Source organism: Pseudofrankia coriaricola (assembly GCF_001854805.1).
In the GTDB taxonomy this organism is placed as follows: domain Bacteria; phylum Actinomycetota; class Actinomycetes; order Frankiales; family Frankiaceae; genus Pseudofrankia.
On record NZ_MBLO01000069.1, the window covers coordinates 69,754 to 90,635 of the forward strand.

Sequence of the window (20,882 nt, forward strand, 5' to 3'; positions counted from 1 at the left end):
CGCCGCGTCTGTCATGCCTGTCGCCGCGCTCGTCGCCGCGTTCACGGTCGCGTCGCCGCCGGCTTCGCCACCGACGTGGCGCGGTGAGCGAGGGTGGCGGCGCGCGGCGCCGGCACGTCGAGCACCGTCTTCGTTCCCGGCTCGGCGGCGACGAGGATCGGGATGGTGTTGACGGCGCGGGCGGCGTTGAGCGCCGAGACCGGCTCCAGGTCCGGGTCGAAGGCCAGGTCGAACACGCAGGTGATGGTCGGGATGCCGCTGATCTCGACCTTCCAGTTGGGCTCGTCCTCGCTGACCCGCCAGCCGGGCGCCAGGCCCAGGCCGACCGTCTGCTCGTTGACGACCTCGTAGAACGGCACGTCGCCGTCCGCGCCGGTGTAGGCGGTGAACGTCCAGCGGGCGCCGGCGATCGTGCCTTTCTTCACCTCCAGCCCGCTGGGATGCAGCACGGCGTCCTCGAGCGCCGCGGCGTACTCCTTCCTGGTCACCCGCACGTCGGTCAGCTCGAACCCGAGACCCGCGGCGACGATCTCCGCCGACTGGCGGATCCCCCAGATCCAGCCCTGGTCCGCCTCGGTGGGTGACTGGTCCTCCGGAACAGGCAGGCCCATGCCCAGCGCCCCCTGGAGCTGCTGGGCACCCGGGTAGTGCGGCACGTAGTCGCTCTGCCAGCAGCGGATCTTCTCGACCTGGCCGGCGTAGCCGGAGACGAACAGCGGCAGCACGTCGCTGACCAGCCCGGGGATGTTGCCGCCGGCGAGGAACGTCGAGCCGCCCTCGGCGCACGCCCGGTCGAGAATCTCGCGCTCGGCGGGGATGAACGGCGGCCACCAGCCGCCCATGCTCGAGTAGACGTTGGTCCCGGCGGCCAGGAACCGTGCGATGACCTCCGGCTCCCAGGTCAGCGAGTGCCAGAGCACGCAGTCCGCGCGCAGCGCGACCAGCGCGTCGACGTCCCGGGTCGCCACGAGCCCGACGGGCCCGATCCCGACCAGCTCACCGACGTCGCGTCCGTCCTTGTCCTCGTGGTGGACGAGGACGCCGACGAGCTCCAGACCGGGCTCGCCGGCCAGCAGCCTGATCGCCTGCGACCCGACGCCTCCCGTGTAACAGACGACAACCCGAATGCCCATCTGACCACCCCTTCCGAGCAGGCCTGGGCCCCGCTCACGGACCACTCCGTGCCGGCGGGAGCGCGGCCGGCCCATCGTCACCACGTGTTTCCGGCGGGTCAATCGGCGTTCAGCAAGCTGAACATTTGTACAGTCGCGGAGGGGCCGTGGAGCGGAAGCGCGGCGGAACGGAAAGCAGCGGACGGAAAGCAGCCGAGAGGAGCGACAAGCGGTGGAGCGCGAACCCGAGGAACGGACACCGGTGCGACCGGACGACCTCACAGCCAAGGCACGCATCCGCAACGCGGCCTTCGCGCTGATCGCCCAGGACGGGGTCGACGCGGCGACGGTGCGCGCCATCGCCCGGCGGGCGGGTGTCTCGCCCAGCCTCGTCCTGCACCACTTCGGCTCGAAGCAGGGCGTCGTCGACGAGGTCGCGACCTGGGTGACCGACGTCCTCGGCGACGTCACGCGGGACACCGACTCCACGGCGGGTCCGGCCGAGGCGCACCGCCGCCGCCAGCTCCGGTTCGAGCGGACGACCACCGAGGCGCCCCTGCTCGGCGCCTACCTGCGCCGGATGCTGCTCGACGGCACCGAGAACGGCCTGGAATGGTTCACCCTGGCGGTCGACGCCTCGGTGGCCGGGCTGAGCCAGCGCGAGGCGCTCGGCATCGCCCGGCCATCGGCCGACGTCCACGTGACGGCCGCGATGCTGGCCCTGCTGGGGTTCGCCCCGGTGCTGCTGCGGCCGCACCTGGAGCACGCGCTGCGGCTGGACTTCGACGACGAGAACGACCGGCGGCGGTGGCGCGACGCCGAGACGGCGCTGCTCACCTCGGCGCTCTACTCCCGCCGCACCGCGACGGATGAGACATCCCGCGCGGGCCGCGGGCGAGCGACACCCCACGAGTGATACATATAGATCTATTCCGGCCGCACCAACGTGAGGTCAGCTCATGGACTTTCAGTTACGCAACCCAGCGGAGACCGCCGGCCGCTTACGCACCTGGCTCACCGACGTCCGCGGGCTGGCGGACGTCGAGGTCGGGAACACGGCCATTCCAGCCGGCACCGGCGCGTCCAACGAGACGGTCCTCTTCGACGCGACGTGGTCCGGCCCCGACGGGCCCGACCAACACCACCTGGTCGCCCGCATCGCGCCGACGAGCTACGTGGTGTTCCCCGACGACACGTTCGCGCTGCAGTTCCACGTGATGCGCGCCCTGGCCGACGCCTCCAGCGTGCCGATGGCCCGCATGCACTGGTTCGAGCCGGACCCGTCCTGGTTCGGCGCGCCGTTCTGGATCATGGACAGGGTCGCGGGGCAGATCCCCAGCGACACCCCGCCGTACGCGTCGGCCGGCTGGCTGGCCGAGGCGACGCCCGAGCAGCAGCATCGCGCCTGGGTCAGCGGGGTGCGCGCCCTGGCGGGTGTCCACAGCACGCCGCTGGCCGACCTGGGCCTCCCCCCGGGCATGCTCGCGACGCCCGACGACCCGCTGGCCGCCGAGATCGACCGTTACGAAAGATTTCTCGCCTGGGCCGAGGACGACAAGCCGTTCGGGCTGGCCAGGGACGCGCTCGCCTGGCTGAGGCGCAACCAGCCTTCGGCACCCGCCGGCGCGCCGGCGCTGTGCTGGGGCGACGCCCGGCTCAGCAACCTCATCTTTCAGGACTTCGAGGTCGCCGCGGTTCTCGACTGGGAGATGGCGACCGTCGGCGACCCGCTCCTCGATCTCGGCTGGTGGGTCTTCGCCGACGAGACGCTGACCACGGGGGCGGGCCTCGGCCGCCTGCCAGGCTTCCCGTCGCGCGACGAGACCGCCGCGCTCTGGCGGTCGGCCACCGGGCGCTCCACCGACAACCTCGACTACTTCGAGGTGTTCGCCGGGCTCCGATTCACAGTGATCATGGTCCGGATAGGAAAGCTGGTCGTCGACATGGGCTTCATGCCCGGCACCTTTCCCTACGACAACCTGGTCAGCCAGGGCCTGCATCGAGTCCTGTCCCGGGTCTGAGCCGGGGCGCCAGCCCGACGGGCGGCGCGGCCGGTCCGTGTCGACGCGGCCGCGCCCACCGCCAGCTCGCGGCCGCGCCAGGAGTGGGCTCAGAGGGCTGGTTCGCCCTTGAGCATTCCGCCGGCGTCGATGCGCAGGTTGAGGCCGGTGATGTACCTCGCGTCGTCGGACGCGAGGAACAGCACCAGCGAGCTGACGTCGTTCGGCTCGATGTACGGAATCGGCATGGACTGCAGCACCGGGAAGGCCAGCTCAGCGTCCTCGCGGGTCGGGTTCTCCAGGTCCGGCCGGAACGTCTTGTAGATCCGGTCGTTCTGCAACAGATGCGTGTTCACGTTCGTCGGGTGGATCGCGTTGAGCCGGACGTTGTGCGGCGCGAGCTGAAGGGCCAGGACCTCGGTGTACCGGGCCACGGTCTGCTTGGCCCACGAGTACCCGACCCCACCCGTGTTCCCGATCACCTCGGTCGTGCCCTTCATCATCCCGGCGGTCGAGCCGGTCAGGACGATCGAGGCACCGGCCGTCAGGTGCGGCAGGCTGACCGCGACGGTGTTCATGACACCGATCAGGTCGACGTCGGTGCCATCGACGAACCCGCCGCACAGCGACAGGTCATCCCACGGGCAGACCCCGGCGTTCCCGAGGACGATGTCGAGCCGGCCGAACCGGGCCAGCCCCTCATCCAGCGCGGCCCGCAGCTGGGCACGCTCCCGGACGTCCGCCTTCACCGCCACGATGCCCCGCCCCAGCGCCTCGACCTCCTTCACGGTCTGCGCGAGGTCCTCCGGCGTCGCCAGCGGATACGGGACGCTCGCGATCTGCTCACACAGGTCGACCGCGATGATGTCCGCGCCCTCCCCGGCCAGCCTTAACGCGTGGCTACGCCCCTGACCGCGCGCGGCCCCGGTGATGAACGCGACCCTGCCATCCAACTTGCCCATGCCGCTCACAGCCACGCCCCTGCCGGTCTCGTCGTGCGCCAAGATAAGTATAGATATTTTCGTTCGAAGGCGAGGGCGTCAAGCGACGGTCTCGGAGCCATCCACGGGTGACCGCGCCACCGCGGATCGGAGCGGTCGCGCCGCCACCGCTCCCGCGGGGCGCCGCCGTCGGCGTCGCACCCGCACGCCAGACCGCCCGTGATACATCCATATGTAACTGCCAGGGGCCGGGGGGCATGCACCGGTCCGCCCGCCCCGACCGCGCCGTCCTGAGGAGCAAACAACGTGCGGCTTCTTCCGCGGCTGACGCCGGCGAACGAGTGGTTCTGGAAGTCGGGCGCCGACGACCGGCTGCGGATCCAGGGCTGCGATGACTGCGGCACGCTCGTGCACCCGCCGACCCCTATCTGCCCGAAGTGCCGAAGCCGGGCGTGCGCGCCGACCGAGGTCTCCGGGCGGGGCACCGTCATCGGCTTCACCGTGAACGCCCACCAGTGGCTGCCGGGCTTCGAGCCGCCCTACGTCGTCGCCGTCGTCGCGCTGGCCGAGCAGCCCGACGTCCGCCTCACCACGAACGTCGTCGGCTGCCCACCGGACGACGTGCGCGTGGGCCAGGAGGTCGCGGTCCGGTTCGAGCGGCACGAGGACGTCTGGCTGCCGCTGTTCGAGCCGACCGGCGGCACCGACCCGGTCGACCGCGTCCCCGCGCCCAGTCGGCCTGTCCCTCGCCCGCCGGTGAGCGAGGACCGGTTCGAGCACCGGGCGGTGCTGTCCGGCGTCGGCCGCTCCGCGATCGGCCGCCGGCTCATGGTCGACCCGCTCTCGCTCACGGTCGACGCGTGCCTCGCGGCCGTCGCCGACGCGGGCCTGACCCTCGACGACATCGACGGGCTGTCCACCTATCCCGGCGGGGACGGTGCCGGCGGCGGGATGAGCGAGGGCGGGGTCACCGCCGTCGAGGAGGCACTGCGCCTGCAGCCGACCTGGATCAACGGCGGCATGGACGTGCCCGGCCCGGGCGGCGCCGTGATCGCCGCGATGCTGGCGGTCGCGAACGGGCTGTGCCGGCACGTGCTCTGCTTCCGGACGGTCTGGGCCTCGACCTTCGCCGCCCTGCGGCTCGGCGGCGGCGGAGGCGGTGGCGGCGAGGGCGGCGGCCGGGTCTCCGGGATGTTCGAGTACCGGGCGCCGTTCGGGGCGATGTCGGCGGCGAACTGGATCGGCATGAACGCCAACCAGTACCTGCACCGCTACGGCGCGACCCGGGAGCTGCTCGGCGCGATCGCCCTCAACGGGCGGGCGAACGCGGCCCGCAACCCGGCGGCGATCTACCGGGACCCGATGACGATGGACGACTACCTGTCCGCCCGGATGATCAGCTCGCCGTTCGGCCTCTACGACTGCGACGTGCCCTGCGACGGGTCGATCGCGGTCATCGTCTCGGCCGCCGAGACCGCGCCCGACCGGCCCCGGCCGGCGATCCGGGTCGAGGCCGTCGGGACCCAGATCCTCGAACGCGTCTCCTGGGACCAGGGGACGATCACCCACGAGCCCCAGGTCCTCGGCCAGGCCGCGCACCTGTGGACCAGGACCAGCCTGCGCCCCGCCGACGTCGACGTCGCCCTGCTCTACGACGGCTTCACCTTCAACGCGGTGTCCTGGCTCGAGGCCCTCGGCTTCTGCGGGTTCGGCGAGGCCCAGGACTGGATCGACAAGGGCCGGCGGATCGCCCTGGACGGCGAGCTCCCGCTCAACCCGCACGGCGGACAGCTCTCCGAGGGCCGCACCCACGGCTTCGGCTTCCTCTACGAGGCGGTCACCCAGCTGCGCCACGAGGCGGGCGCCCGCCAGGTCGCCGACGCGCGGACCGCCGTCGTGTCCACCGGCGGCGGCACCCCGTCCGGCGTCCTGCTGCTCCAGCGCGGCGCGGGCTGATCTCCTCGCCACGCGCCGGCCCGCCGGCCCGCGACTGGTAGATCACCACCACCGTGTCGCCGTGGTCGTGAATCGGGGCAAATCGCGACCACCACAGCACGTTCGCGGCGATCATGGGCTGACGGGGCATGCCGAACCGCTTCTCGATGTGCGGGCGCATCTACGAGGCGACTGCCCGCCACGACGATCCCGAGCGGCGATAGCGGGACTTACCTGCCCGGGTATCCTGAGGGCAATGGAACTGGAGGCAGTGACTGAGCGTGCCGAGAGCGACGATGCCGCGGCGGACTGGCACCGGCGTGTTGTCACGCGGTCGTTGCAGGGCGCGCAGCAGCGTTCGATCGACCGTGGGAACCGGTTCATCCGGGCGGCCGCGAAGGTGTTGGAGCGCTCCAACGGGGAGTCATTGACGGTCCAGGACGTCGCCGACGAGGCCGGCCAGTCGCTGCGGACGCTCTACCAGTACTTCGCCAGCAAGGACGACCTGCTGCTCGCGGTGTTCGAGGAGGCGATGCGCACGTACGCGCGGATCATCCGCGCCGCGATCGCCGACCTGGACGACCCGCTCGAACGCCTGGCCGGGGCAATCCTCGCGGCGGCGCACCTGCCGGCGATGCACAACAAAGCAGGCGTCGACCGCGGGCTGGTGTACCTGCGCCTCCAGCTCGGCCAGGCTGATCCCGGCCTCCTCGCCCGCTCGCAGGCCCCGGTGACGTCGCTGTACCGCGAGCTGATCGAGGCCGCCACGGCCGACGCCGCGCTGACCGAGATTGCCGTGGAGCCGGCGACCTACTTCCTGGTGTCGACACGAACGTCGTTCCTCACCTCGATGACCGTGGGCAACGAGTACGGGGTGAGTCCACCCGACCTCATCGACCTTTCCCTGTTCTGCCTGAGCGGCCTCGGCGCCCACCGCCCACGGGAATGGCACCAGAGGGTGGATGAACGCCTCGAGCTGTCCGGCGACGGGCATTCGATCCTGCGCCGCCTGGCGAGGGCGTCGAGCTCCACGGCGTCGAGCTCCATGGCGTCGAGCTCCACGCAGGGCTGACGAGGTCGGCCCCGCGCCGGGTCACTGACCGTCCGAGCACCAGCGTCGCCCACCTCCCCATGCCTCCCAGCGGCCGAGCAGGCCGTGGGCGTGCACGCGCATGAATCGTGCGGATCTCGATGCTGGCACCCCCGGTCGCGGTGCGGCGGGCCAAGAGAGGGTCCGGGTCGCCGCCGGCCTCGACGAACCCATGTTGATCATGATGCTTTCCGGCTACTGGCGCCGTCGCCCGCCGCCAGCCGCTGGTACTGTCACTTTCATTAACGGAGCACGGCGCTTTACCTGAGGTGCCTGCCCTCAGTCGCGACCGCCGGGCGGAGGCCGAAGAGCCGGGAGAACCGAGACACCGCGCCGGACGCCCAGGAGGACGATGTTCACCCAGACAGCGGACCAGGACCTGCTCGAGACCACCACCGAGCAGTACCTCGCCGCCACCTTTCCCCCTGAGCGCATCCGTGAGTTCGCGCGCCGGGACTCGACGTTCGACGCCACGCTGTGGAAGCGGGGCGCCGAGCTCGGCTGGACGACGCTGCTGGTACCGGAGGCCGCCGGAGGTGGCTCGGTCAGCGGCAACGGCCTCGCCGACCTCCTCGCGGTCGCGTTCCAGTTCGGCCGGCATGCCGCGCCCGGTCCGCTGATCGGGACCAACGTCGTCGCCGCGGCACTGGGCCGGTGGGGCTCCGGGGAGCTGCACGGCGGGCCGCTCGCGCAGCTGCTCGACGGGGACGCCACCGCCGCCTGGGCACACGCGCCGAGGATGGGGTCGTGCGCCAGCGCCGTGGTGCGGGCGGCCCGGTCGGGTGACGGCGTCGTCCTCGACGGAACGGCGCCCCTCGTCGAAAGCGGGGCGCCGAAGGGCTATCTCCTGGTCGCCGCGGGGGCCGACGAGGATGGCGCCCGGTCGCACTATCTCGTCCCGTTCGACGCTCCCGGAGTTCGGATCTCGCCGCTGGGCGGCATCGACCTCGTCCGGCGCCACCAGGCGGTGACGTTACGGGAGGTCGTCGTACCCGCGGCGTACCGAGTGGGCGAGCCCGGCACGGCTGACGTCCACGACGAGGTGCTGCTCGACCTCGCGGCCGTGCTGCAGGCCGGCGAGATCGTCGGCGCGATGGAGCGCGCGTTCGACCTGACCCTGCGGTGGACGCGCGACCGCTACTCGTTCGGCCGCCCGCTCGGGTCGTACCAGGAGATCAAGCACCGGATGGCCGACCTGCGCACCCAGCTCGAGGCGAGCGCGGCGGTCGCCGAGAAGGCCGCGCGGCACGTCGGCGAGGACAGGCCCGACGCCCGCTCGTGGGCGAGCGCGGCCAAGGCGTACGTCGGGCGGGTCGGCCCGGAGCTGGTCCAGGACTGCGTCCAGCTGCACGGCGGCATCGGCGTCACCTTCGAGCACGACCTGCACCTCTACCTGCGCCGGGCCACGCTCGACGCGCAGCTGTTCGGCACGCCGGCCTACTTCGCCGAGCGGGTCGTACGGCTGGTCGAGGCCGACATGGAGGAGGGCGCGTGAGCGCGATCGCACAGGACGGCGCGGCTTTGGAGGACGTCGACGCGTTCGCGGCGCGCGCCCGGGCATGGCTGGCCGAGAACATGCCACCGGCCGATCCCGCCAAGGACACGTTCTTCCTCCACGCCGCCACCCACCCCGCCGACGAGGAGGTGCTGGCGCGCGCCGCGACGTGCCGCGAGCTACAGCGTCGGCTCTTCGACGGCGGATTCGCCGGCATCTGCGTGCCCAGACAGTACGGCGGGCAGGAGCTGACCCCGGCGCACCAGACCGCGTTCAACCGGGAGATCAAAGGCTACGACTACCCGGCGGAGATCCAGGCGTCCACGTTCATCCCCTGTATGGCCGTGCTGCTGGAATTCGGGACCGAGGAGCAGAAGCTGCGCCACATCCCGAGGATGCTGCGCGGCGAGGAGATCTGGGTGCAGCTGCTGTCCGAGCCGGGCGGCGGGTCCGACGCCGCCGGCGCGGTCACCAGCGCCACCCGCGACGGCGACCGCTGGCTGCTCAACGGGTCGAAGATCTGGACCACGTCCGGCTGGTGGGGCGACTGGGCGCTCTGCCTGGCCCGCACGAACTGGGACGTCGAGAAGCACCGCGGCCTGACGGTGTTCAGCCTGCCCATGTCCGCGCCCGGCCTGCAGATCCGCCAGATCGAGCTCGTGAACGGCTCGAAGGACTTCTGCCAGGAGTTCCTGACCGACGTCGTCGTGCCCGACGCCGACCGGATCGGCGACGTCGACGCCGGGTGGAGCGTCATGACGCGCTGGCTCTACCACGAGCGGACCATCTCCGGCGGTTCCCCCTACGTGACCGGCGGCGGGAACCGGCCCAACGCCGGCCCGTACGAACTCGCGGCCCTGATCGAGGCCGCCCGCCGGCTCGGCACGATCGATGACAGCACGACCCGGGCCCTCATCGGCGAGGCCCAGACGAGCTCCCTGGTCCTGCGGGCCCTGGTTGAATCCGTCACCCACAAGATGGCCACGGGCTCGCTCCCCCACCACGCCGCCGCGATGCCCAGGCTGTTCGGCGGCACAGCGAACGCCCGCCGCGCCGCGATCGCGACCGAGCTGTACGGCGACGCCGGCGTGGTGTGGGCGCCGGACGACGAGATCGCCGCCCAGGTCGGGCTCGGCTACCTGATCCGCCAGGCCGCCTGCATCGGCGGCGGCACGACCGAGATGGCCCGCAACGTCATCGCCGAGCGGCTCCTCGGCATGCCCCGCGAGCACCGCGCCGACACCAGCGCCTTTCGCGACGTGCCCCGCGGACCGCGGGCGAGCGGCGCCCACTGACCGCGCGGCCCGACCGGCCCATGCTCCAGCCACCCGCGCCGCCCCAGACCCGGCGGCGCGGCCGCGACGGGGCTTGGCGGCAAGCCGACTACGCGGGTAGAAACATCTATATCTCTTCATTGCTCGTAGGGAGGCTGCCATGGCGGTTGAACGAGGGCCCGAGCCGGCGGCGGCGCGGCCGGTCGACGCGGACAACCACTACTACGAGACGCTCGACGCCTTCACCCGCCACCTCGACCGGAAGTTCCGGCACCGCGGGGTACGTGTCGTCCAGGACGGCCGTCACGTCGAGATGGTCATGGGCGGGAAGGTCAACAACTTCATCCCGAACCCGACGTTCGACCCGGTGATCGTCCCCGGCTGCCTCGACCTGCAGTTCCGCGGTCAGATCCCGGAGGGAGTCGACCCGCGCAGCCTCACCAAGGTCGAGCCCATCCGGCCCGAGTACCGCGACCGGGAGGCCCGCCTGGCGACAATGGACGCCCAGGGCCTCGACGCGGTGCTGCTCTTCCCGACGCTGGGCTGCGGTGTCGAGCAGGCGCTGCGCCACGACGTCCCGGCCACGATGGCGAGCCTCGCCGCGTTCAACCTCTGGCTCGAGGACGACTGGGGCTACTCCTACGAGGACAGGATCATCGCCGCGCCGATGATCTCGCTGGCCGACCCGGACGCGGCACTGGTAGAGGTCGACCGGGTGCTCGGACTGGGCGCGCGCGTCGTCCACATGCGCCCCGCGCCGGTCCCGACGGCGACCCCCAAGGGACGCTCTCTGGGCGACAAGCTGCACGACCCGGTCTTCGCCCGCCTCGCAGAGGCCGGCGTACCCGTCGCGTTCCACCTCGGCGACAGCGGCTACAACGCGATGATCGGCGCCCCGTGGGGCGGCGCCGAGGAGTTCGCCCCGTTCCGCGCGCCGGACCTCCTCGGCGGCGTCCTCATCGGCGACCGGGCTATCCACGACACCATGGCAAGCCTCATCGTCGGCAGCGTCTTCACCCGCCATCCGAACCTGAAGGTCGCCAGCATCGAGAACGGCTCCGACTGGGTCCACCCACTGCTCAAGGGCCTGCGCAAGCTCGCGAACCGGGCCCCGTCGCTGTTCGCCGAGGATCCCCTTGACACGATCCGGCGCCACATCTGGGTCACGCCGTACTACGAGGAGGACCTGCGCAAGCTCGCGGACACGATCGGCGTCGAGCGGGTGCTGTTCGGCTCCGACTGGCCGCACGGCGAGGGCCTGGCCGAACCGGCGTCGTTCACCGACGAGCTCACCGCCTTCAGCCCCGACGAGGTGCACCGGATCATGCGCGCCAACTGCGCCGAACTGGTCGGGCTACCCGCCTCCTGACGTCGCGAAGGAGGGACGACCCGATGACCAGACCCACCCTGGAGCACACCGGCCTCGCGCCGGCGTACCGCGACGACCCGCGGCTCGCGCCGCTCATCCACCCGGGAGGACCGTTCGAGGTCGAGAACGTCGTGCTGGCCGGCATCCCACTACGGGACTTCGTCCGCGCGCCGCGCACCATCGTCGACGTCTTCCGGGCCGGCGCCGCGCACGACGCGCTCGTCAACGTCGTCTACGAGGGCGAACGGCTCACCTTCGCCGACGTACGCGGCCGGGCCCGCGGTGTGGCCCGCGAACTGCGGACGACCTTCGGGGTCCGTTCGGGGGACCGGGTCGGGATCGCGATGCGCAACCTGCCGGAATTCGTCATCGGGTTCTGGGGCGCCGCGCTGGCCGGGGCGGTCGTCGTGCCGCTGAACTCCTGGTGGACGGGTGGGGAGCTGACATACGCCTTACGCGACGCCGGCGTCTCGGTGCTGTTTGCCGACGGCGACCGGTGCGAGCGGATCCGCTCGGCCGACCGGCCCGAGGGCCTGGCTTTGGTCGGGGTGCGCACGGACGCCGGCGACCTCGCCTTCGATGAGCTGACGGCCGCCGCCCCGCTCGCGGACGACGAGTTCGCCCGGCTCGACCGGGACGACCCGGTGACGCTCCTCTACACGTCCGGTACCACCGGACGCCCGAAGGGAGCGCTCAACACCAACCGCGGCACGATCGCCAACCTCTGGAACATGGCCTTCGCCAGCGCGCGCGAGGCCATCATCGCCGGCCGCCGGCCGGCGCCGCCCCGCCAGTCGGTGACGATCTCCACCGCGCCGCTGTTCCACATCGGCGGGGTGTCGGCCATCGTCGGGGGTCCGCTCGGTGGCGGCAAGATGGTGCTGATGCGCCGTTGGGACGCCCAGGAGTGGGCGCGGCTCGCCGTCGACGAGGAGGTGACGGCGCTCGGTGGCGTCCCAGCGGTCGCCCGCCAGATCCTCGAGTACCCGGGCGTCGGCGAGTTGGGGCTGGACGTGCGGCTGTTCTCCATCGGCGGCGCCGCCGTCCCACCCGACCTGGTGACGCTCGCGACCCAGGTGTTCGGCGCGGACGTCGCGCTGCTGAACGGCTACGGCCTCACCGAGACCACATCCGCGGTGGTCACGAACGTCGGCGTCGAGTTCGCCGCGCACCCCGACAGCGTCGGGCGACCCAACCTCACCGCCGATGTCAAAGTCGTCGACGCCGACGGCACGCCCCTCGGCCTCGGCGACGTCGGCGAGATCTGCTTCCGCTCGCCACAGGTCGCGCGCGGCTACTGGAACGACGCCGCCGCGACCAAGACCTCGTTCCGGGATGGCTGGTTCCACTCGGGCGACCTCGGCTGTGTCGACGCCGAGGGTTTCGTCCACGTCGTCGACCGTCTGAAGGACGTCGTCATCCGCGGCGGCGAGAACGTCTACTGCGCGGAGGTCGAGGCCGTCCTGCACGAGCACCCGGACGTGGTGGAGGCCGCGGTCGTCGGGATCGATGACCGGGCGCTGGGCGAGCGGGTCTGCGCCGTGGTGGTCCCCCGCCCCGGCACCGAGCCGACCCTGGCGAGCCTGCGGGCGTTCGCGGCCGGCCGGCTCGCCGCCTTCAAGTGCCCGGAAGCGCTGGTCGTCCTGGCCGAGCTTCCCACGACCGCCACTGGCAAAATCGCAAAAACCGCCCTGCGCGCCCAGGTCGCCGCCGCCGCCGAACGGGCCTGGTGACCAAAGCAGTCACTCTGCGACTGCCCCAGGGACTGATCAGCGTCCTTGTACTCCTGGCCCAGGGCAGCTCCCATGCATGAAACGAAAGTCAGGCTTCACCATCCAATCAGTCTCACGGCAAAACCCTGGCCAGGAACAAAGTGAGGTGCGGGCATGAGCGAGACAACGACCCAGACAGCCCCGGTGGCGGAGGAAACGACGGAGGCCGGCCACCGGCGCGAGACCTTCCGCTTCGCCGAGGCGCCGCTGCTGCACGAGACCGGGATGATGTCGATGCCGGTCATGACCCCGGAGGCGCCCGAGCAGTTCATGGAGTGGGTGTCGAGCGGCGGCCAGCTCGTCAAGGTGCTGTTCGGCGACCCCGAGGCCGGCGGGACCAGCCTCGTGTGGTCACGGTTCGGTCCAGGTTATGTGCTTCCGCGCCACTCCCACAGTGCCGACTGCCTCTACTACGTGACCCGCGGCGAGCTGCGCATGGGCAGGACCGTGCTGGCGGAGGGCGACGGGTTCTTCCAGCCGGCGGACCGCCCTTACACCTACACCGCGGGCCCCGCCGGCGTCGAGATACTCGAGTTCCGTACCAGCAGCCCCTTCGACATGCAGATCACCGAGAGTCTGCCCGGCTGGGGACGCGTCCTGGAAGCGATGCGGGCCAACCGCGACCAATGGGCGGCGGAGGCGAAGGCCTGAGCAGGCCGGCGCCAGGTACTTCCTCGCACGTTCCGCGACACCGAGATCACCGAGATCACCGAGTCTTCTCCTCTCGCCCTCCCACGGCGCCGGCGCGACACCGGGCCGAAAGACGAGGGAAAGGCTCACTCACCTATGAGAGGAGACCGGCGATGACCCGCGCCATGGACTGTCTGGTGAACGTCGACTTCGGCGACCAGAAGAAGCAGCCCGACTGGATGATCCGCGTGAAGGAGGACTACTTCAAGGGCGGCGACGACTTCTTCAAAAGCCCCGAGCTGCCCGAGCTTCTCGACGACATGGACGCCAACGGCGTCGAGCGGGCGATCCTGATCGCAAAAGTCGGGAAGACCGACGGCCGGGCGTTCCAGTTCGCCGAGGCCCGCCCGGACCGCTTCGCCCTCGCGATCGGCGGTTTCAACCTGCTGCGCCCGATGCCGGCGGTGCGGGCGTTGGAGTCCTACGTCCGCGACTATCCCGTCGTGTGCACGAACGTCGGCCCCAGCTTCTGGGGCGACGGCATGTACCCGCCCACCGACCCGGTCTACTACCCGATCTACACGAAGTGCTGCGAGCTCGAGCTGCCGCTGTGTGTCAACACCGGCATCCCCGGCCCGCCACTGCCGGCCGAGCCGCAGAACCCGATCCACCTCGACCGGGTCTGCTACCGGTTCCCCGAGCTGAAACTGTGCATGATCCACGGCGCCGACCCCTGGTGGGACACCGCGATCCGCCTCATGATCAAGTACCGAAACCTGCGGCTGATGACGTCGGCCTGGTCGCCGAAGCGGCTGCCGGCCTCGCTGCTGCATTTCATGTCGACCCGCGGCAAGGACCGCGTCATCTTCGCCTCCGACTATCCCGTGCTGTCGTTCAAGCGGACCCTGGGCGAGGCGGCTGCGCTCGACCTGACCGACGAGGTCCGGGACAACTGGCTCTACAGCAATGCGGACGCCTTCTTCTTCGGCGGCAAGACCTCGTCCTGACGACAGGCGCGACCGCGGCGGGCGGCGCTCACAAAGATCTAGACGTACTGCGCACCAACAGCGGCCAGGTCGACCCTGGCGGCCACATGGTCCGTTCGCCTGCCAGGCACGGATGAGGTCGCTCGGTCGCTGGTCCAAGACCAGCCGGAGGCTCCTATGACCGATCTCTACTGGGACCCGATCGCTCCCGAACTGCGCGACGACCCGTACCCGCTCTGGCGGCGGTTACGGGACGAGGCGCCGGTGTATCGCAACGACCGGTTCGACTTCTACGCGCTGTCCCGCTTCGAGGACATCGAGGCGGCCCACCGTGACGCCGAGACGTTCAGCTCGAGCCACGGCACCACCCTCGAGACGATGTCGCCGGAGCCCCACGACACCGCGATGATCATCTGGCTCGACCCGCCCAAGCACACGACACTGCGCAAGCTGGTGTCACGCGCGTTCACCGTCCGCCGAGTGACGATGCTGGAGGAACGCATCCACGAGATCTGCGCGGAGCTCCTCGACGCCCAGATCGGCTCCGGCGGTTTCGACTACGTCCAGGACTTCTCCGCGATCCTCCCGCCGACGGTCATCTCGATCCTGCTCGGCGTTCCCGGCAGCGAGCGCGAGGAGCTGCGCCACCTCGTCGACAACGTCTTCCACATGGAGGAGGGCGTCGGCATGGCGAACGAGGTGTCCCTCCATGCTCTGACCGAGCTCGGGCAGCGCCTCGGCACGCACTTCGCCGACCGGCGCACGCATCCCCGCGACGACGTGTTCACCGACCTGGTCAATGCCGAGGTCGCCGACGAGCTGACCGGCGAGCCGCGCCGGCTCACCGACGAGGAGCTCGCCAGCTTCGCGATCCTGCTGTTCAGCGCCGGCAGCGAGACGGTCGCCCGCCACCTCGGCTGGGCCGCCAGCGTGCTCGACGATTACCCGGACCAGCGGGCCGAACTGGCACGGGACCCCGCGCTGATCCCCGGAGCGGTGGAGGAGATCCTCCGCTATGAGCCACCGTCGCCGGTGAACGCCCGCTGGACGACCCGCGACGTCACCCTGCGGGACGCGACGATCCCGGCGGGCTCCCGCGTCATCCTCATCACCGGCTCGGCCGGCCACGACGAGCGCAAGTACCCGGACCCCGACGCGCTCGACATCCACCGCAAGGTCGACCTGCACATGACCTTCGGCTACGGCATCCACTTCTGCCTCGGTGCGGCGCTGGCCCGCCGTGAGGGCCGGATCGGCCTGGAGGAGACGCTGCGGCGCTGGCCGAAGTGGACCGTCGACCGCGCGGCCACCGAGATGCTGTACACCAGCACCGTCCGCGGCCCGCTGCGCCTGCCCATCCGCGTGTGACGGTCAGGTCGTCCACTGCCCGCGGTCGACGCCCCGTGGCCGGCCGGCCACGGCGGCACGGTCGTAGCAGGCGGGCAGGCCGACGCCCGCCGGGCGAAGCCGAGGAGGCTCACGGCCCACCAGCCCGATGTCAGCCATGTCCGCGACCTGGCCGTCCTCGAACCAATATTCGTATAATGTATTCACTCCATAGAGGTAAAATCTCTTGAAAGGTGCCCGTGTGATGGTGGAGAACGAGTTCCAGGGTCGTTACGGGCCGTGGGCGATGGTGGCCGGCGCGTCGATGGGGATCGGTGCCGCGCTGTCGCACGAGGCCGCTCGGCGGGGCTTACACGTGGTGCTGCTGGCCCGGGGCAAGGACCAGCTCGAGGCGACCGCGGCCGAGGTCGCCGCCCAGCACGGCGTCCAGGTACGGACGATCGCGGCTGACCTGGCGTCGCCCGACATCGGCGCGGTCGTGGCCGACGCGACGAAGGACCTCGATGTCGGCCTGTTCGTCTACAACGCCGCGGTCGGGCCGAACAGCCGCTTCATCGACGGTGACCTCGACCTGCACCTGCTGAGCGTCGACGTCAACTGCCGCACACCGGTGATCCTCTGCCACTCCTTCGGACGTCGGCTGGTCGAGCGCGGGCGGGGCGGCATCGTGATGATCAGCTCGATGGGCGGCACCCAGGGAGCGGTCAACTTCAGCACCTACAACGCTGGCAAGGGTTTCCAGTGGATCCTCACCGAGTCGCTGTGGACCGAGCTGGCCGACCGCGGCGTGGACGCGGTCAACGTGTTCGTCGGCGCCACGTCGTCGCCGAACTACAACTCGTTCCAGGAGACGCTCGACACCGAGCTGTGCGGCCGCGTCGACACGGACGACCCGCTCGACCGGGCCCGCTCACGGCTCATGCGGCCGAGCACCCCAGAAGAGGTAGCGACCGCATCATACGAAGGCCTCGGCCGGGGTCCGGTGACGTACACCCACCCCGACGACGCGTTCGTGTCGCAGCGGTGCTTCGCGCTGCCCCGGAACGAGGCGACGCTGGTGTGGCGGGCGTTGCAGGAGACCTCCACCCGCCGCCCCGACCGGGTCGCCCGGTGAGCCGGCGGCTACGGGTCGTCCAGTGGACGACCGGAAAGACGGGCAGCGCCGCCGTGCGCGGCATGGTCGACCACCCGGTGCTCGACCTCGTCGGCTGCTACGCCCACTCACCCGACAAGGTCGGCCGCGAAGTCGGAGAGCTGTGCGGGATCGACCCGATCGGCGTCACCGCCACAGACGACATCGACGCGCTGCTGGCGCTCGAGCCCGACTGTGTCTCCTACATGGCGTACCGGCCGAACTTCGACCACCTCGAACGGATCCTCGAGTCCGGCGCCAACGTCGTGTCGACCATGTACATGATGGCCGGCTTCGGCTACGGCGAGCAGGCCACCCACCGGCTGCGGGACGCCTGCCTGCGGGGCGGCTCGTCCCTCTACGCCTCCGGCATCTATCCCGGCCACGCGCCGACGGTCGCCGTGGCCGCGAGCGCCATGTGCAGCCGCATCGAACGCCTCTCGGTCCTCGAGTCGCTCGACATCTCCGGCTACGCCAACGAGCAGATGTTCCGCGCCCAGGGCTTCGACCTCGACCCCGATGACCCGGCCGCCCGCCAGGCATGCGAGGCCTCGTGCGGCTCGTTCAAGGACCAGATCCCGGTACTCGCCAAAGCGCTCGGCGTAAGGATCGACGGCGTCGGCTTCCGGGTCGAGTTCGCCACCGCCAACCAGGACACCGACTTCGGCTTCATGACCGTGAAGAAGGGCCGCGTCGCCGGCTTCAAGGGCACCGTGTCGGGCGACAAGGACGGACGCTCACTCATCGAGTGCAGCTTCGTCTGGAAGCTCGGCGAGGACATGACCCCGAACTGGCCCGTCACCCACGGCTACGTCATCGAGCTCGACGGCGTCCCGGGCGTCCGCGTCCGCCTCGAGCCCCAGGGCGACCACCTCGACGGCACCGTCACCACCGCCATGCCCGCGGTCAACGCCATCCCGCTGGTGTGCGCGGCGCAGCCGGGGATCGTGAACCTGATGGAGCTGCCCCTCGTCCGCGCGGCCGGCCAGTTCCGGCCATGATCGGCGACCTGCTGCGACTCGACGGCCGGACCGTCGTCGTCGCGGGCGCCGGGGGCGGCGGCATAGGCACGGCGGTGTGCGCGGCGGCCGCCGAGCTCGGGGCCAACGTCGTCGGCCTCGACGTCGACAGGGCGGCGCTGGCGGACGCCGAGGCGGCGGTCGCGGACACGGGTGCCGCCGCGCCGTTCCGGGGTGTGGTCGCGGACGTGCGCGTGAAGGACGAGGTCGACGCCGCCGTCGCCGACGCGGTGGCGGCGTTCGGCTCGGTCGACGGACTGGTCCACGTCGTCGGCGGCCAGCGGCCCCGGCACTGGCAGCCCGCCGACGACTTCCCGCTCGCCGACCTCGACGAGGTCCTCGACCTCAATCTGCGCTCGGCGCTGCTCACCAGCCAGGCCGCCGCCCGCGCGATGACCACGGCGGGCCAGGGCGGCAGCATCGTGCACATCGCGTCGGTCGCCGCGTTCTTCGCGGCGCCGTTCAGCCTCGCCTACAGCGCGGCCAAGGCCGCGCTCATCTCGCTCACGAGAACGACCGCCGCCGAGTGGGGCCCGCGCAACATCCGCGTCAACGCCGTCGCCACCGGCACCATCCGCACCCCGCACAGCCGAGGTAACGACGCCGCCGACCAGGCCCGCGACGCCGTGCTCGCACTCAGGCGGCGCGGCACACCACGGGAACTGGCGGGAGCCGTGATGTTCCTCCTCAGCGACCTTGCCGGTTTCGTCACCGGCCAGACCCTCACGGTCGACGGCGGCTCCACCATCCGTCCCTCCTACCTCGGACCGGACGACGTCCCGGTCTTCATGGAGGACGGCGACCTACGCCGAAGGCTGCTCCAACAATGACCAACCCGCGCGTCCCGTCCCCGGCTGACGCGGGCCACCCGGCCCCTGGACAGCCAGATCGCATGGATCGCGCGGCTTGGCCCCGACCGCCGAAACATCTATACTATTCAGTCATGTTACCGAGCGGTTCAGCCCCGCGCGCGCCGCGCGACCGGGTGATCGGGGCCGCCGGGGACTGGTCACGGAGGACCCGCTGATGACCGTGGCCGGGACCGACACGCGAGCCGCGTTGCTGGCGCCCGGGTCGTACTTCGAGGTCGTGGACGAGGATGTCCGCGGCGTCCGGATGCCGGTGTTCCGGCACCGGGCCCGGTCGCTGCGCGAGCTCCTCGACCGGACGGCCGGGTTCGGCGAGCGGACCTACCTGGTCGACGGCGACGTGCGGCTCAGCTTCGCCGCCCACCTGGAACACGTCGACGCCCTCGCCGCGGCCCTGCGGGACACGTACGGGCCGCGCCCGGGCGACCGCGTCGCGCTCTATGCCGCGAACCGCTGGGAGTGGGTCGTCGCCTTCTGGGCCGTCGCGACGACGGGAGCGATCCCCGCCGCCTTCAACAGCTGGTGGACACCCGACGAGTTCGCCCACGCCTCGGCACTGGTCGAGCCGTCGCTGGTCATCGGGGACGCGCCGCGCCTGGCGCGCGCGGCCGAGGCCGCCACCACTCTCCCGTTGCTCGATCTCGACGAGGTGCCCGGCCTCGCCCGGGCCCACCGCGGCGCACGGCCCGCGCCGGTCACGGTCGACGAGGACGACCCCGCGGTCCTCATCTTCACCAGCGGCACCACCGGCCGGCCCAAGGCCGTCAGCACCGCGCACCGGGGGCTGTGCGGCCTGGAGCAGGTCAACAGGTTCACCGAGATGCTGGCGATGGCCGCCATGGGCCGGCCGGTCCCGGCGTCCGCCGACGACCTGCCCGTCCGCGACGACGTCGTGCTCGTGACCTCACCGCTCTTCCACACGTCGATGCTCTACGGCGTCGTGCTGCGCGCGGCCGCGGCCGGCACGGCGGGGGTGCTGCTGCCGGGACGCTTCGACCCCGAGCGCGTGCTCGCCACGATCGAACGGGAGCGGGTCACCAGCTGGCTCGCGCTGGGCAGCGCGGCTCCACGGGTCTGTGCCCTCCCGGGCCGCGACCGGTTCGACACGACCAGCCTGCGCCACATGGGCGTCGGCGGCGCCCCGGTCAGCCCCGCCGTCCAGCGGGCGATCCGGGAGACCTTCCCCGGGGTGGCCCGGACACTCAGCATCGGCTACGCCAGCACCGAGAGCGTGGCGGTCGTCGCCAACCTCAGCGGACCGGCCCTCGAGCGGCACCCCACCTCCACCGGCCGGGCGAGCGTGACCACCGCGGCCGAGGTGCGCGACCCTTTCGGCGCGCCGGTACCCGACGGCACGCTGGGCGAGGTACACGTCCGCAGCCCCTACCTCATGCTCGGCTACTGGAACGACGCCAAGGCCTCGGCCGAGGTGCTCAAGGACGGCGGCTGGCTGGCGATGGGGGACGTCGGCCGGCTCGTCGACGGCCTGCTGTACATCGACAGCCGGGCCCGCGACATGATCATCGTCAGCGCGGAGAACGTCACGCCGACCGAGGTCGAGCACCGGCTGGAGGCGCACCCCGACGTAGTCGAGGCCGCCGTCTTCGCGGTCGACGATGAGCTGACCGGTGACGCGGTCTGCGCCGCCGTCGTCGCCGGGCCGGACGCGAGGCTGGACGAGAGCGACCTGGACGCGTGGTGCCGGGCCACCCTCGCGCACTACAAGGTGCCCACCCGCTGGCACCTCGCCCACGACCCGCTCCCCCGCACGGCGACCGGCAAGCTGCTCAAGCCCGTCATCCGCGCCCAGGTCACCGGGGCGGAACCCTCCGCCGACCGCGGACAGGGCGACGGGGGCGACGGGGGCGACGGCGTCTGAACCAGCGGTCCCCGCCTTACGGCTGCCGACCA

The 20,882-nt window shown here is 71.4% G+C and carries 18 protein-coding genes; 15 read left to right on the forward strand and 3 right to left on the reverse strand.

Annotation, left to right across the window (positions count from 1 at the left end):
• Positions 1-41: 41 nt before the first annotated feature.
• Positions 42-1,133 carry a dihydrodipicolinate reductase gene (locus BCD48_RS12505; RefSeq protein ID WP_071048529.1) on the reverse strand — a complete coding sequence of 364 codons (1,092 nt, stop codon included), beginning with the start codon at positions 1,131-1,133 and terminating at the stop codon, positions 42-44.
• A gap of 211 nt (positions 1,134-1,344) precedes the next feature.
• On the opposite strand from BCD48_RS12505, the gene BCD48_RS12510 reads away from it, so the two are divergent.
• Positions 1,345-2,028 carry a TetR/AcrR family transcriptional regulator gene (locus BCD48_RS12510; RefSeq protein WP_071048530.1) on the forward strand — a complete coding sequence of 228 codons (684 nt, stop codon included), beginning with the start codon at positions 1,345-1,347 and terminating at the stop codon, positions 2,026-2,028.
• Between the two features lie 43 nt (positions 2,029-2,071).
• Positions 2,072-3,133 carry a phosphotransferase family protein gene (locus BCD48_RS12515; RefSeq protein WP_071048531.1) on the forward strand — a complete coding sequence of 354 codons (1,062 nt, stop codon included), beginning with the start codon at positions 2,072-2,074 and terminating at the stop codon, positions 3,131-3,133.
• A gap of 89 nt (positions 3,134-3,222) precedes the next feature.
• On the opposite strand, the gene BCD48_RS12520 is transcribed toward BCD48_RS12515, so the two are convergent.
• Positions 3,223-4,074, reverse strand: a complete 852-nt coding sequence (locus BCD48_RS12520) for a mycofactocin-coupled SDR family oxidoreductase (protein ID WP_071048532.1) — start codon at positions 4,072-4,074, stop codon at positions 3,223-3,225.
• Between the two features lie 285 nt (positions 4,075-4,359).
• On the opposite strand from BCD48_RS12520, the gene BCD48_RS12525 reads away from it, so the two are divergent.
• The 9 genes from BCD48_RS12525 (at position 4,360) to BCD48_RS12565 (ending at position 15,972) form a co-directional block, all read left to right on the forward strand.
• Positions 4,360-6,009, forward strand: coding sequence for a thiolase C-terminal domain-containing protein (locus tag BCD48_RS12525; protein WP_071048533.1), 1,650 nt, complete (start codon positions 4,360-4,362; stop codon positions 6,007-6,009).
• A 250-nt stretch (positions 6,010-6,259) separates the two neighbouring features.
• Positions 6,260-7,060, forward strand: coding sequence for a TetR/AcrR family transcriptional regulator (locus BCD48_RS12530; RefSeq protein WP_083418532.1), 801 nt, complete (start codon positions 6,260-6,262; stop codon positions 7,058-7,060).
• Between the two features lie 370 nt (positions 7,061-7,430).
• Entirely contained in the window at positions 7,431-8,573 is a 1,143-nt protein-coding gene (locus BCD48_RS12535) for an acyl-CoA dehydrogenase family protein (protein ID WP_071048535.1), read from the forward strand.
• A gap of 80 nt (positions 8,574-8,653) precedes the next feature.
• Positions 8,654-9,868: an acyl-CoA dehydrogenase family protein gene (locus tag BCD48_RS12540; RefSeq protein WP_241841679.1), complete on the forward strand. Its 1,215-nt coding sequence runs from the start codon at positions 8,654-8,656 to the stop codon at positions 9,866-9,868.
• Positions 9,869-10,007: 139 nt separating this feature from the next.
• Positions 10,008-11,216, forward strand: coding sequence for an amidohydrolase family protein (locus BCD48_RS12545; protein WP_071048537.1), 1,209 nt, complete (start codon positions 10,008-10,010; stop codon positions 11,214-11,216).
• A gap of 23 nt (positions 11,217-11,239) precedes the next feature.
• Positions 11,240-12,949: a class I adenylate-forming enzyme family protein gene (locus BCD48_RS12550; protein WP_083418533.1), complete on the forward strand. Its 1,710-nt coding sequence runs from the start codon at positions 11,240-11,242 to the stop codon at positions 12,947-12,949.
• A gap of 153 nt (positions 12,950-13,102) precedes the next feature.
• Positions 13,103-13,639, forward strand: coding sequence for a cupin domain-containing protein (locus BCD48_RS12555; protein ID WP_071048538.1), 537 nt, complete (start codon positions 13,103-13,105; stop codon positions 13,637-13,639).
• Positions 13,640-13,791: 152 nt separating this feature from the next.
• Complete coding sequence (locus BCD48_RS12560) at positions 13,792-14,625, forward strand: amidohydrolase family protein (RefSeq protein WP_071048539.1); 834 nt, start codon at positions 13,792-13,794, stop codon at positions 14,623-14,625.
• A 156-nt stretch (positions 14,626-14,781) separates the two neighbouring features.
• Complete coding sequence (locus BCD48_RS12565; protein WP_071048540.1) at positions 14,782-15,972, forward strand: cytochrome P450; 1,191 nt, start codon at positions 14,782-14,784, stop codon at positions 15,970-15,972.
• Positions 15,973-15,975: 3 nt separating this feature from the next.
• Here the strand turns inward: BCD48_RS12565 and BCD48_RS54840 are convergent, their stop codons facing one another.
• Complete coding sequence (locus BCD48_RS54840) at positions 15,976-16,110, reverse strand: hypothetical protein (RefSeq protein WP_274536515.1); 135 nt, start codon at positions 16,108-16,110, stop codon at positions 15,976-15,978.
• 85 nt (positions 16,111-16,195) lie between these two features.
• Between BCD48_RS54840 and BCD48_RS12570 the strand changes: the two genes are divergently transcribed.
• The 4 genes from BCD48_RS12570 to BCD48_RS12585 all read left to right on the forward strand — a co-directional run bounded on the left by BCD48_RS12570 (position 16,196) and on the right by BCD48_RS12585 (position 20,850).
• On the forward strand, positions 16,196-17,065 hold the full coding sequence (locus BCD48_RS12570; RefSeq protein ID WP_071048541.1) for an SDR family NAD(P)-dependent oxidoreductase: 870 nt from the start codon (positions 16,196-16,198) through the stop codon (positions 17,063-17,065).
• Positions 17,062-18,084 (forward strand): NAD(P)H-dependent amine dehydrogenase family protein, encoded by a 1,023-nt coding sequence (locus BCD48_RS12575; RefSeq protein WP_071048542.1) that lies wholly within the window; start codon positions 17,062-17,064, stop codon positions 18,082-18,084. The genes BCD48_RS12570 and BCD48_RS12575 overlap by 4 nt, the downstream gene beginning before the upstream one ends.
• Complete coding sequence (locus BCD48_RS12580) at positions 18,081-18,932, forward strand: SDR family NAD(P)-dependent oxidoreductase (protein WP_071048543.1); 852 nt, start codon at positions 18,081-18,083, stop codon at positions 18,930-18,932. Before BCD48_RS12575 ends, BCD48_RS12580 begins: the two co-directional genes overlap by 4 nt.
• Before the next feature lie 196 nt (positions 18,933-19,128).
• Entirely contained in the window at positions 19,129-20,850 is a 1,722-nt protein-coding gene (locus BCD48_RS12585) for a class I adenylate-forming enzyme family protein (protein WP_071048544.1), read from the forward strand.
• Positions 20,851-20,882: the final 32 nt, after the last annotated feature.

Coding starts and splice junctions, on each gene's coding strand:
- BCD48_RS12505 (WP_071048529.1), bottom strand. CDS start 1,133: ATGGGCATTCGGGTTGTCGTCTGTTACACGGGAGGCGTCGGGTCGCAG.
- BCD48_RS12515 (WP_071048531.1), top strand. CDS start 2,072: ATGGACTTTCAGTTACGCAACCCAGCGGAGACCGCCGGCCGCTTACGC.
- BCD48_RS12520 (WP_071048532.1), bottom strand. CDS start 4,074: ATGGGCAAGTTGGATGGCAGGGTCGCGTTCATCACCGGGGCCGCGCGC.
- BCD48_RS12535 (WP_071048535.1), top strand. CDS start 7,431: ATGTTCACCCAGACAGCGGACCAGGACCTGCTCGAGACCACCACCGAG.
- BCD48_RS12540 (WP_241841679.1), top strand. CDS start 8,654: ATGCCACCGGCCGATCCCGCCAAGGACACGTTCTTCCTCCACGCCGCC.
- BCD48_RS12545 (WP_071048537.1), top strand. CDS start 10,008: ATGGCGGTTGAACGAGGGCCCGAGCCGGCGGCGGCGCGGCCGGTCGAC.
- BCD48_RS12550 (WP_083418533.1), top strand. CDS start 11,240: ATGACCAGACCCACCCTGGAGCACACCGGCCTCGCGCCGGCGTACCGC.
- BCD48_RS12555 (WP_071048538.1), top strand. CDS start 13,103: ATGAGCGAGACAACGACCCAGACAGCCCCGGTGGCGGAGGAAACGACG.
- BCD48_RS12560 (WP_071048539.1), top strand. CDS start 13,792: ATGACCCGCGCCATGGACTGTCTGGTGAACGTCGACTTCGGCGACCAG.
- BCD48_RS12565 (WP_071048540.1), top strand. CDS start 14,782: ATGACCGATCTCTACTGGGACCCGATCGCTCCCGAACTGCGCGACGAC.
- BCD48_RS54840 (WP_274536515.1), bottom strand. CDS start 16,110: ATGGCTGACATCGGGCTGGTGGGCCGTGAGCCTCCTCGGCTTCGCCCG.
- BCD48_RS12570 (WP_071048541.1), top strand. CDS start 16,196: ATGGTGGAGAACGAGTTCCAGGGTCGTTACGGGCCGTGGGCGATGGTG.
- BCD48_RS12580 (WP_071048543.1), top strand. CDS start 18,081: ATGATCGGCGACCTGCTGCGACTCGACGGCCGGACCGTCGTCGTCGCG.
- BCD48_RS12585 (WP_071048544.1), top strand. CDS start 19,129: ATGACCGTGGCCGGGACCGACACGCGAGCCGCGTTGCTGGCGCCCGGG.